11 protein-coding genes and 1 pseudogene are annotated in these 11816 nt (G+C 66.2%); 1 reads left to right on the top strand and 11 read right to left on the bottom strand.

Annotated features, from left to right (window positions below; all coding sequences use genetic code 11):
* Positions 1-108 precede the first annotated feature (108 nt).
* The 11 genes and pseudogenes from VQ044_RS12040 to VQ044_RS11995 form a co-directional block, all read right to left on the bottom strand.
* Positions 109-1086 carry an ImuA family protein gene (locus VQ044_RS12040; protein WP_327624268.1) on the bottom strand — a complete coding sequence of 326 codons (978 nt, stop codon included), beginning with the start codon at positions 1084-1086 and terminating at the stop codon, positions 109-111.
* Between the two features lie 239 nt (positions 1087-1325).
* Positions 1326-1856 (bottom strand): YeeE/YedE thiosulfate transporter family protein, encoded by a 531-nt coding sequence (locus VQ044_RS25660; RefSeq protein ID WP_442872909.1) that lies wholly within the window; start codon positions 1854-1856, stop codon positions 1326-1328.
* A 73-nt stretch (positions 1857-1929) separates the two neighbouring features.
* Positions 1930-2559 (bottom strand): annotated as a pseudogene (locus VQ044_RS25655) (YeeE/YedE thiosulfate transporter family protein); the annotation flags it as partial.
* A gap of 111 nt (positions 2560-2670) precedes the next feature.
* Entirely contained in the window at positions 2671-3498 is an 828-nt protein-coding gene (locus tag VQ044_RS12030; protein ID WP_327624270.1) for a metallophosphoesterase family protein, read from the bottom strand.
* A complete protein-coding gene (locus tag VQ044_RS12025) occupies positions 3495-4331 on the bottom strand; it encodes a 4'-phosphopantetheinyl transferase family protein (protein ID WP_327646902.1) in 837 nt (278 codons plus the stop codon). The genes VQ044_RS12030 and VQ044_RS12025 overlap by 4 nt, the downstream gene beginning before the upstream one ends.
* Positions 4332-4549: 218 nt before the next feature.
* The gene (locus tag VQ044_RS12020) at positions 4550-5197 is read right to left on the bottom strand and encodes an SH3 domain-containing protein (RefSeq protein WP_327646900.1); all 648 of its coding nucleotides are present in this window, start codon (positions 5195-5197) and stop codon (positions 4550-4552) included.
* Between the two features lie 113 nt (positions 5198-5310).
* The gene (gshB, locus tag VQ044_RS12015) at positions 5311-6249 is read right to left on the bottom strand and encodes a glutathione synthase (RefSeq protein ID WP_327646898.1); all 939 of its coding nucleotides are present in this window, start codon (positions 6247-6249) and stop codon (positions 5311-5313) included.
* 224 nt (positions 6250-6473) lie between these two features.
* A complete protein-coding gene (locus VQ044_RS12010) occupies positions 6474-7499 on the bottom strand; it encodes a glucokinase (protein ID WP_327646896.1) in 1026 nt (341 codons plus the stop codon).
* Positions 7466-8590: a penicillin-insensitive murein endopeptidase gene (mepA, locus tag VQ044_RS12005; RefSeq protein WP_327646895.1), complete on the bottom strand. Its 1125-nt coding sequence runs from the start codon at positions 8588-8590 to the stop codon at positions 7466-7468. Before mepA ends, VQ044_RS12010 begins: the two co-directional genes overlap by 34 nt.
* Positions 8591-8737: 147 nt before the next feature.
* Complete coding sequence (locus VQ044_RS12000) at positions 8738-9724, bottom strand: Gfo/Idh/MocA family protein (RefSeq protein WP_327646893.1); 987 nt, start codon at positions 9722-9724, stop codon at positions 8738-8740.
* A 99-nt stretch (positions 9725-9823) separates the two neighbouring features.
* Positions 9824-10825 (bottom strand): adenosine kinase, encoded by a 1002-nt coding sequence (locus tag VQ044_RS11995; protein WP_327646891.1) that lies wholly within the window; start codon positions 10823-10825, stop codon positions 9824-9826.
* A gap of 134 nt (positions 10826-10959) precedes the next feature.
* On the opposite strand from VQ044_RS11995, the gene VQ044_RS11990 reads away from it, so the two are divergent.
* Positions 10960-11709, top strand: coding sequence for a sulfate transporter family protein (locus tag VQ044_RS11990; RefSeq protein WP_327646890.1), 750 nt, complete (start codon positions 10960-10962; stop codon positions 11707-11709).
* Positions 11710-11816 lie beyond the last annotated feature (107 nt).

Genomic DNA, 11816 nt, shown 5'->3' with positions numbered 1-11816 from the left:
AGGCCGCGTGTCTCGTAGCGCGCGCGGTTCGGCGGCCGCAGGACGGTATCGAGCCGGCCCCGATCGATCCCGGTTTTGCCCGGAACCGAGGGTAAATGCGCGCTATCCTCACGACGCGCGCTGGAGCGCCACGAGCGACCCAGCGTCTCGCGCCGGATCCGGTCGGTCGACAGGCGCGGCAGCGAGAGGGCGAGGAAGCGCGGTTGCACGCTCTGGGCGAAGCGGGTCGAAACGTCGCTCATGGGGGTTCCACTCCAGACTGAAATGCCGCGGCCGGCCATCGCGGGATTTTTCGACCGTGACGGCGAACACCGGATGGCCGATGAGCTTTTGATGATTGGCGAGGTCGGGAACGAAAGCCGCCGGCGATGGCCGCACGCGCAGCCTGAGCGGCGCCGCCGTCGCCTCGGCGCGGGCGCTCTGGCGCAAGAGCAGGAACGGCAGGCCGGCCTCACGCGCGCGAAAATGCAGTCGCCGCGTGCCGTCGAGGCCGAGCCGCGCCGGATTGCCGCGCACTTCCAGGATTGCCATCGTCAGCGCCGACGAGGCGGCGGCCTCCTCGCCGGCCCAGGCCGCGTCTTCCAGCCGGCGGGTTCGCACTATGCAAAGTGCGCTCGGATCGAGGCCGAAGCCGGCAAGGCCGGGCCAATAGGGCAGGCCGGCTTCCGAAAAGGCCAGGCTGTCGCCGATCCACAAAAGCGGCTTGTCCGGCCGGGCGCCGAAGCGGATGGCCAGGGCAAGCGCAAAGCCGGCCAGCGTTCCGCCGTCGCGGGTTTCGTCGAGATGGATTTCGGTCAGGCCGGCGGCCGGAAAGCCGCCGCCGAGCGCCGCGTCGGCCGTCGCGCAGCCGAGGGAATGCAGTTTGAGCGCGCTGCGGCGTGCCGGCTTGGTGGCCTTCGCCGTCGCCGTTTCGTCCGCTGGCTCCAGGCGGGCGACCGGCTGGCCCTCGATTCGGGCGATCTGTTCGCGTAACCGGGCAAGGGCCGAATTCCTAGAACCGGCCGCCGTCGCGTCATTCGCCGCGGACCGCGTCCGCGCCGAGGGGATGTCCGCCAGCCGGGCCGGCCAAGCATCGCTGACAGCCATAGGATCTCCTTCGGCCGCAAGGGTTTGCGGCCGTCTAGCCTCTGGATAAGAGGTTTTGTTCGTGATATGTTCCTATAGATTCCAGAGGGTGATGGGAGAGTCAAGCGGAGTCGTCTGCGTGATTATTTTCCTTGTCGCCGACTACGAAAACGCCGCGGCATGATGCCGTGGCGCTTCAGGAAGCCGGTGGAGGGGATGGGCTCAATCGTGGGACCTGTCGTCGCGAGCTTTAAGATTCGTCAGGCCGTCTTGGCCACGCCGGGGCGCTCGTCGACGAAGAAGAACCGCCGCAAGCGCACGCCGAGCATCGACCCGAGATAGGCGGCGGCAAGCCAGAGCCAACCGTGCAGGCTGCCCGAGGCGATGCCGCCGAAATAGGCCCCGATGTTGCAGCCGAAGGCGATCCGGGCGCCGTAGCCCAGTAGCAGCCCGCCGATCACCGCGGCCAGGACCGAACGGCGCGGAATGGCGAAGTTCGGCGCCAAGCGCCCGGCGAGCGCGGAGGCTAGCAGGGCGCCGAGAATGATGCCGAAATTCATCACCGAAGTGACGTCGGAGAAGACGCTGGAAGACAGCGCGGTGGCATTGCCGGGCTGCTGCCAATAGGCCCAGGCCGTCGGATCGATACCGAAGAGCTGCGCGCCCTTCGCTCCCCAAAGGGCGAATGCCGAGGTGATGCCCCAGGGCCGGCCGGCCAGCGCCAAGGTGACGAAATTGAGAAGGGCGAGCAGAACCGCGCCGGCTATCAGGGGCCAGGGGCCAGGGGCCACGGGCGAAGCGCGACAAGCCGGTATGCGGACTGTGTTCGGCGCGCTCCAGGGTGCCGTGACGGCGCCTTTCCACCAGAACCGTGACGAGGGCGATCGCGGCGAACAAGGCGAAGGACAGGACGATCGCGACCGGTGCGCCGAAGACCGTCACGATCGAGACGGGTGCAAAGGCCGGCAATGCCGTCCACCAGTCGAAATGGACTGTCGCCAGCACCGAGCCGACGATGAAAAAGAACAGGGTGATCAGCATTCGGGCATTGCCGCCGCCGGCAGTGTAAAGCGTACCGGAGGCGCAGCCGCCGCCCAGCTGCATGCCGATGCCGAAGATGAAAGCGCCGACGAGCACAGACACGCCGATCGGCGACACGAAGCCGGCGACCGGTTGACCGAACAGGCTGCCAGCTGCCAGGGCCGGAAAGAACAGCGCGACGGCAACGGCAAGCATCACCATCTGGGCGCGAAGGCCACGGCCACGGCCATCGCGAATGAGATTGCGCCAGGCCGAGGTGAAGCCGAAGGCAGCATGGTAGAGGACGAGGCCGAAAGCACCGCCGACCACGAACAGGGCTGCGATGCCCGGACCATAGCCGAAGGCGAGCACGAGGGCCCCCAGCAGCACGAGGCCGGAGGCGGTCAAAACGGCGGGGCCGGCTACACGCCGTTCACTCGTGCCGAGTGGTTCCGAAAGGGTGGTGGTTGTCATGAGGGTTTCTTTCGCCCGGTTTACATCATTGCGCTCAAAGATGGTCTGCCGAACGATGTATGGCGACGCATGGAATGGCGCCGGTTGGTCAAACCGGCGAACGTCTTTCTGCTAAATGGTCCGCCCTGGAAAACTGATCCTTCGCACCGCCTCGTCCGGTTCGATGCGGCCGTGCCATTGCTTCGGATAGCCGAGCGAGACCTCTTCGAAGGCGACGCCGTCGATCATCCGGCTGGAGCGGATGTGGATGTGGCCGGAGATCACCGCGCGGGCGGCAAAGCGTGTGTGCCAGTTTTCGGTTCGCCGCGTGCCGCACCAGAGCGAAAAGCGCGGAATGCGCGGCAGGCGGGCCAGCTCCTCGCGCAATGGCCAGTGATTGATCAGCACGGTCGGCAGCCCGTCGTCGAGCGCTTCCAGCCGCTGTTCGGTGAGGTCGCAGCGCGCCGCGCACCACGCGCTCCGGCTGTCGAAGGGTGCCGGCGACAGAAGCTGCTCGTCGGCGCAGCGGATACCGGCTTCCCGCGCCCAGGCGACGGCGGCGTCCAGCGGCACATAGTCCGGCCGGAACGAATAATCGTAGAGCAGGAACATCGGCACGATCCGTACAAGCGTGCCGTCGATTTCGGCGACCGGATAGGGGTCTTCGGGCGTCAGCACACCGCGCTCGCGGCAGAGAGCGACGAAGCGCTGGTAGCGGGCTTCGCCGCGGAGCGCGGTTCCTCGCGAGGCGATCGACCAGAGTTCGTGATTGCCCGGCACCCAGACGAGCTGTTTGAATTTCGGCTGCAGGGCGTCGAACGCCAGATCCAGATGGCGTTCGGTCTCGCCAACGTCGCCGGCCAGAATCAACCAGTCGTCCGGTCGTGCCTTGATCGTGTGGATCGCCTCGCGGTTGGTCGGATGGCCGAGATGCAGATCGCCAACGGCGAAGAGTTTCACGAGGCTGGCCCGCCCGCATCCGCGTTACTCATCGCCATCGCATCCAGCGGCATAACGACGGGTTCGAGCTCTTCGATCAGGTCGGTCAGCGGCACCGTTCTGAGAAAGCGGATCGGCGGCAGGCGATCCCGTGGCGAGACCGCGAGCGCCAGCCTGTGCTCGGCGGAAACCCGCCGCCTGAGAAAGGTCCAGCGGGCGGGATCGTCCGGGCAGCTCGGCGCGAATCCGATCGTCGGCGTTTCGCCTTCCAGATCGAAGGAGAAGCCGTCGAGCGGCAGTGCCAGCCCCATGCCGCGCGCCTTGATATAGGCTTCCTTGAGCGTCCAGAAGGCGAAGAAGCGCTCGCGCAGGTCCGGGCCGTCGGCGGCGCGCACGTAGGTCGCCTCTGCGGGCGAAAAGTAGCGGCCGGCAAGATCCCGGACGGCACTGTCGCGGCCGACCGTCTCGACATCGACGCCGAGATCGCAATGCCGGGCGACGGCGAGCGCCGCGAGGCCGCGGGTGTGCGAGAGGTTGAAGGTCAGTCCGTCATCGTCGCCACCGGCAATGTCCGGCCGGCCGTGGCGGTTCGCTGTAAAGCGCCAGGCGTCAGGCGCCACGGGTCGGTAGCGCGACAAGGTGGCGCGGACGAGTGCCTTGCCGACCAGGAACTCTTCGCGCGCCCCATCGACGCGGTAGCGCTCGAAGCGCTGGCGCTCGCCCGCGTCGAGAAGCGCGCGATAGGGCGCGTGCAGCGCCGGAGTCACCTCGGGCAGGAAGGTCAGCCAAACGTCGATGCCTTCGAGCTGTATGGTCGACGCAGGCTGCGGGCCGTGACGGTCGGCGGTCGGCAAAGGCGCTCCTCGTGGATTGCGGCAGGTCGGGCGAAAGGGCCGGAGCGGCGGGGCCCCGGCGGGAAGGGTGCGGCTGTTATGGCCGCAGCTTATCGTCCGGTTGAACAGAGGTGAAGCATCAACGGCCCCGGGGGACAATTTGTCTGCCGGCCGGGATGCTCAAAACGAAACGAGGCGCGGTGGTGGCCGCGCCTCGGTGATGTCATGGGATGGAAGGATCAGTTCACACGATAGAGCGGAACGACCGGCTCTTGCCGCTCCTCGACCCGCTCACGCCGGTCGTCGCGGAACTCGATCCGGACGTCGTCGCGGCGCTCCTGGCGGAACTCGCGGCGATCGTCCCGACGCTCTTCCTGACGGAGTTCGCGGCGACGCTCCGCCCGGCGTTCGCGGCGGACATCGTCCCGATCGTCAAACCGATCACGATCCTCGATCCGGTCCCGGTCACGGCGATAACGCGGGCCGTAGATGCCGTCATAGCGGTCGCGCTCGCGATAGAAGCGGCGGGCGCGATAGTGGTCGTCCCAATAGCCGCCGATGGAGAAGCTGATCACCGGTGCCTCGATCGCCCGGATCGCGCGTTCGCCGGTGTAGCGGCGGGGGCCGCCGGCATAGGCGAGGTAGTTCGACGACATCCAGCCGCGCTGGCCATCATAGTCAACGTCGCACCAGGAGCGGTTCTCCAGGCACCCGTAGACGCGGACCCTGTCGCCGCCACCGACGACGTCGACCGCCGGGTAGCGAGTGGAGGGGCCGGCGCGCAGATTGACGTCGGCGGTGGCGATGGCGCGCGCCGCGGCGTCGGCCGTGGCCGGAAGGGCGAAGCCGCCGACGACGGCGAGCAATCCGAGTAGCATCTTGTTCATGGCATGACCTCGCGAAGCTGAGATGGATATCTAGTGTCGCGGTCAGTAAGCCACAGCCTGTCCGAACGGTTCCGGAACAAGATTGTTATCTGTCGTTCAGGATTGTCGTTGCTTCAGCGCTTGGCCTCGATCGTGTCCCACAGAAGCGCGGCGATGTCGGCACCACCGAAGCGCTTGACCTCGCGGATGCCGGTCGGCGACGTGACGTTGATCTCGGTCAGATAGTCGCCGATGACGTCGATACCCACGAACAAGAGGCCTCGCTCCTTCAGCGCCGGGCCGATCCGCTCGCAGATGTCGCGCTCGCGCTCCGTCAGTTCCGTCGCGGTGGCGGTGCCGCCCACGTGCATGTTGGAGCGCGTGTCGCTTTCAGCGGGAACCCGGTTGATGGCGCCGGCATACTCCCCGTCGACGAGGATGATGCGCTTGTCGCCCTTGCGCACGTCGTCGAGATAGCGCTGCACGATATACGGCTCGCGGAACAGGACGCCGAAGGTTTCCATGAAAGACGTCAGGTTACGGTCGTCTTTCCTCAAGTGGAAGACGCCGGCGCCGCCATTGCCGTAGAGTGGCTTCATGACGATTTCGCCGAACTCGGCGCGAAAGGCCGCAACCTCCTCCGGGTCCTTGGTGATCAGCGTCTCCGGCATCAGATCGGCGAATTCCATGACGAAGATCTTCTCCGGCGCGTTGCGCACCGAGGCCGGATCGTTGACCACCAATGTCTTCGGATGAATGCGTTCGAGGATGTGGGTGGAGGTGATGTAGGCCATGTCGAAGGGCGGGTCCTGGCGCAGCAGGACGACATCCATCTCCGCCAGATCGACTTTCTCGGATGGCCCGAGGGAGAAATGATTGCCCTCTTCCTCCCGCAGCTCCATCGCCTCGACCCGCGCGGTGACCTGGCCGCCACGCATCGAGAGCTGCTCGGGCGTGTAGTGGAACAGTTGGTGGCCGCGGTTCTGCGCCTCGAGACAGAGCGCGAAGGTGGAATCGCCCTTGATCGAGATCGAGGCGACATGGTCCATCTGGACCGCGACTTTCAGCGCCATGCGGATTGTCCTTCGCTTTGGAGCGTCCTGCGTCCATTCGAACGCACAAAGGACGCTCCAATATTTTGATTGAGCATCGGAAGGATCCAAAAACCGGATGCCACTTTTGGGTCCGATGCTCTAAACGGCTTTGCGTCGCTTGCGAGGTAGCGCCTCAAGGCTGGCGGGCAATGGCCGGACATCTTGTCATCGTATCCCGAAGCGTGGGTCTGCCGGCTACCCGCTCAGGCGACCCAGCGCCGCCCGGTCGTCTCAAGGCCGAAGAAGCGCGGCGTGCGGGCGTATGTGGCAAGACCCGCGAGCGCGGCGAGCGGTTCGGTGACGACGAATAGCGGGATCTCGCGCATCAGCGCGGAATGCGGCGCCTTATCCTCGAAGGCGGCGCGGAGTTGCTCGGACTTCAGGATCGGGATGATGCGCTGGAAGATGCCGCCGGCAATGAAGACGCCACCGCGCGCCATGAAGATCAGCGCCAGATCGCCGGCGACCCGTCCGAGATAGGTGGCGAACAGATCGACCGCCTCGATCGAAAGGGGGTCCTTCTGGTTCACCGCCGCTTCGGTGATCTCGGCCGGCGTCGTGTGGACCGGCTCCGCCCCGTCCGCCGCCGCGATGGCGCGGTAGAGATTGACCAGTCCGCGTCCGCATAGCACCTGTTCGCCCGACACCCGACCTTCGATGGTCTCCAGATGCGGCCAGATCGCCAGATCCCGCTCGGTGCGCGGTCCAAGGTCGATGTGGCCGCCTTCGCCGGCAACCGGAATCCACATGTTGCGCGCCCGCACGAGGCCCGCGACACCGAGGCCGGTGCCCGGGCCTACCACCACCCGGCTGGCGCCCTCATGGACCTCACCGCCGCCGATCTGCGTCCGCGATTGCTCGCCGAGCGAGGAGATCGCCAGCGCCTGCGCCTCGAAATCGTTGACAACGATCACTTCCTCGATGCCAAGCCCGGCCAGCATCTGTTGGGGACGAATGACCCAGGGCGAGTTGGTGAGGTCGATCTCGTCGCCGTCGATCGGTCCCGCGACGGCCAGCACTGCCGATTTCGGCTGCACCGATGTCTTGTCGAGCACGGTCGCCTGGATGGCGTCGTCGACCGTCTCGAAATCGGCGGTCTGGATGACTGGGAACATCTTGGGCTCGGCGAAGGAATCGAGAAGCAGCGCGAAGCGTGCATTGGTGCCGCCGATGTCGCCGATCAGGATCGGAAATTTCAACGCGTCCGTACCGTCACGCCGTTGTTCCATAGGATGTCCGCTTCAATCGATTCGTATGCCGATCGACATAGGACACTGCCGTGACGAACGCAAAACAAACCGGTTGCGGCCGGGTCAGCGAGTCGGCCGGTTCGTCGGAATCGGTATGGAACCCGATGGCGCATAGGCGAGCCCGACAGAAGCCGGTACGGCCCTCGTGCTCTCGTCGCGGCGATCATGCTGCCCGTCGAGCCCATCGCCGGCGCATTCGCCACCGCGCGGCACTGGCGAGGCATGTCGGCCAGAGTCATCTCCGGCTTGGGTTTCGCCGGCTTGGCGTTCGGCGGTGGCGGCTGCAGGGCCGTGTTGAACCACCAGTCGAGATCGCCGCAGCCATCGCCGCGGCCGGTGGATTTCTGCTCGGTACAATTCGGCGATCCGGGCTGGCAGAACAGCCGGACGTGGAAGTGCTCGTGATGGCCGTAATAGGGCCGCACCTTGTTCAGCCAGGCGCGGTCGTCGCCGGCCGTCTCGCAGAGCTTCTTCTTGATGCCCGGATGGACGAAAATCCGCTGTACCTTGGCATCTTCGGCGGCGAGCTTGATCAGGTCGCGGTAGCGTGAATTCCAGATCCGATCATCGACCTGGAAGGTGCCTTTCTTCAGGACCGAGCGGAACGGGAAATCCTCCCGTGCCGCAGCGGTGAGGCGCGGGGTCGGCATCGGCTGCAGCCAGATGTCGAGATCGAGGCCGATCTGGTGGGAACTGTGCCCCGAGGGCATCGGGCCGCCGCGCGGTTGCGACATGTCGCCGACCAGAAGTCCCGGCCAGATGCCGCGCCGTGCCGCTTCGCGAGACAGGTTCTCGATGAAGGCGACCGTCGTCGGGAGGCCGTAATGCCGGTCGCGCGACAGGCGCATCGCCTGCCAGGTCGGCCCATCGGCCGGAAGCTGGGCCCCGCCCGCAAGGCATCCCTTGGTGTAGAAGCCGAGGCTCTCCGCCGGAAGTGCGGCGGCTGTGTGCTGGGCACTGAAAACCTGTTTCGCGTTCGGCTCGGCGGACGCCTGTCCTGCCGCGGTCAGAAACGCCAGCGCGGCCGCGATACTGGCTGCCGCGCGACGCGTTGGTGAAGCAGGCCGCATGGATGGTCCCTCAAGCTGGATGACGTCGCCGATGCTACGCGCGCCGGATAGCCCGAGGCTTGCCGCGCACGATCCGCGCGACGTGGCCCTGCGTCACGATAGCGCTGACAATCTCGCGACAGGATGTGCCGATTTCATGGCCGCTGGTCAGGCGACCGGCACCCAGTCGCCTGTTTGCCCGGCCGTAAACAGCGCGTCGATCGCCGCCTGGTTGCGGCGGCTGGACTCCAGCGGGAAAACCCCGCCATTTCCGACCACCGCCTCGCCAAACGCCTCGACCTGCAGGCGGTACTGATCCACCCCCGGAAAACGGAAGGTCTGCGTCGACCGGTGGCTGCGATCGTGCAGCAGCACCTTGTCGCCGTCGTAGAGGCTGGCATTGAACGGTGCCGCAAGCTCGATGAACCCCTCGGTGCCGTGGAAGACGATGGTCTGGCGCTGCGCCATGCGGGTCCCGAGATAGACGCTCATCTCGAAATCGCCGAAGTCGACCGTGCCGGTCACGAAAGAGTCGGTGCCGAACGCGTCGTCGGTCACGACCTTGGCTCGGACACGCACCGGCTCCTTGCCGGTCGCGAAGCGCGAGGTGACGAGCGGATAGACACCGATGTCGCGGAGAGCGCAGCCGCCGAGTTCCGGCCGGTTGCGCATGTTGGCGGGGTCGACATTGTGGTAGCTGAACGATGCCTCCACATGGACAAGTCGCCCGATCGCGCCGTCGGCGATGAGATCGCGCACCTTGGCCCACTGCGGGTGATAGGCGACCATGAAGGCTTCGGACACGACGACTCGGGCGTCCTTTGCCGCCGCGATGATGCGGTCGATGTCCGCGGCGGTCATGCCCATCGGCTTCTCGCAGAGCACGTGCTTTCCCGCCGCGATCGCCTTCAGGGTCCAATCCGTGTGCTGGGCCGTGGGCAGCGGCACATAGATCGCGTCGACATCGGGAGATGCAAGCAGTTCGTCATAGCTGCCATAGGCGCGCGGGATGCCGAAGGCGGTCGCGATCTCTTGGGCACGTTCGAGATCGCGGCTGGCGATCGCCGCCAGCGAGCCGTTCGTCGCCTTGCCGATCGCCGGCATCAATTGCTCCCGCGCGATCTTGGCGGTGGACAAGATTCCCCATCTGAGCATGTCGCGTATCCCTCACAGCGTTCGAAATGACGTCGCAAGCACTCTTCCCGACCGTGACCGGCGCACCGCCTGAGCGATGGGCCGGCCGCAACCGCGTGGTCAGCCGCCGAGCACCGCCTTCACGTCCGGCAGATCCTTCAATGGCGTCTGCGGACGCGGGCCGATCTGCCCGATGATATGGCCGGCGGCGGCGACGCCAAGCCTGGCGCTCTGCTCGTGGTCGAGACCCATCGTATAGCCGCGCAGGAAACCGCTGGCGAAAAGGTCGCCGGCGCCGGTCGTGTCGAGGATTTCGGGGATCGCCAGCGCCGGCACCGCAATGCGCTGGTCGCCCTCGACGACGATGCAGCCCTTTTCGCTGCGAGTCACGGCGCAGAAGCGCTTGGTGTCGTTCGCCAGCTGGTCGAGCGCGCTGTCGAGATCGTTCACTTCGTAAAGCGACAGCGCCTCGCTTTCATTGGCGAAGACGATGTCGACGGTGCCCGAGCGCATGAGGTCGAGGAATTCGTCCCGGTAGCGATGGACGCAGAACGCGTCGGAGAGCGTCATCGCGACCTCGCGGCCATTGTCGTGGGCAATCCGCGCCGCCTCGACGATCGCCTCTTTGGCGCGCGGCGGATCCCACAGATAGCCCTCGAAATAGGTGACCTTGGCGGCCGCGACGACGGCCGGATCGATATCCTCCGGGCCGAGCTCGACGCAGGCGCCGAGATAGGTATTCATCGAGCGCTGGCCGTCGGGCGTGACCAGGATCATCGAGCGGGCCGTCGGCGGATGGCCGTCGAGCGGCCTGGTGGCGTAGTGGACGCCGAGGGCCCGGATGTCGTGCGCGAAGATCTCGCCGAGCTGATCGTTGGAGACCTTGCCGAAATAGGCGCCGGTTCCGCCGAGACTGACGAGACCGGCGACGGTGTTGCCGGCGCTGCCGCCGGACATTTCGATGCCGGGACCCATGACACCGTAGAGATGCTCGGCGCGTTCGGTATCGATGAGCGTCATGCCGCCCTTCTGGATCGCCTCGCGTTCGAGAAAACCGTCGTCGGCGCGCGCGATGATGTCGACGATCGCGTTGCCGATCGTGAGAACGTCGTAATCTGTCATGATGGGGTCCGTCGTTGAAATCGCGGCCTTCCTAGCGCGCGGGGCCCCCGTTGGCCAGACGCGGTCCGCCTCTGACAGCGTTGCGGACACCGGCGCCGCTGCCTATCTCGCGGGGCAATGGAAAGGACGCACCGATGATCTTCGCCTCCGCCCGGCTGGCTTTCGCCGATATTTTCTCAGCCCCCTTTCGCGGAGCGTTGTGGAAGGCTCTCGGCCTCAGCGCCATCGTGCTGGTCGCCTTGTGGTTCGGCATCGCGGCGATCGCCGAATGGTTCGCGGTGCCGTTCCTGTCCAATCTGTTTCCCGATGCCCCGTCCTGGGTCGATCAGGCGGGCAGCCTGGCCGGATGGGCCGCCGGTTTCGCATTGGCCATATTGCTGGCCTTCCTGATCGGGCCGATCAGCGCGGTGATCGCCAGCCTGTTTCTCGACGATGTGGCGGAGGTGGTCGAGGCGAATAGCTATCCCGAGGTGTCGGCCGGCACGGCGATGCCGCTGATTCCCGGCCTGATCCTGTCGGTGAAGTTCTTCGGCGTGGTGATCCTCGGCAATCTGCTGGCCCTGGTCCTGCTCCTGGTGCCGGGCATCAACATCGCCGCCTTCTTCGTAATCAACGGCTATCTGCTCGGCCGCGAATATTTCGAGTTCGCGGCGATGCGCTATCGGACCGAGGCGGAGGCGAAAGCGCTGCGCGGCCGCTACGGCACGACGGTGTTTCTGGCCGGCCTGCTCATCGCCGGCTTCCTCGCCGTACCGCTGCTCAACCTTTTGACGCCGCTCTTCGCCGCGGCGCTGATGGTGCATCTCCATCAGCGCGTCTCGCGCAAGGAAGGGGGCCTTATCGCAAGCGAAGCGACGAGCGCGGCCCGCATGGTGCGGGGGTAAGCTGCCGCTTTGGGTTGAAGAACGAACCCGCTCGCGCGGGATGGGCGGCGGCCTCGCCGTTCGCGGACTGATACGAGCGTCATGTGCTGATTGAGCGTCGCCCGGCA

This window comes from Aurantimonas sp. C2-5-R2 (assembly GCF_036549495.1).
In the GTDB taxonomy this organism is placed as follows: Bacteria; Pseudomonadota; Alphaproteobacteria; order Rhizobiales; family Rhizobiaceae; genus Aurantimonas; species Aurantimonas coralicida_A.
Note: the sequence above shows the minus strand (reverse complement) of the source record. Positions and strands in the feature narration are given on the sequence as shown.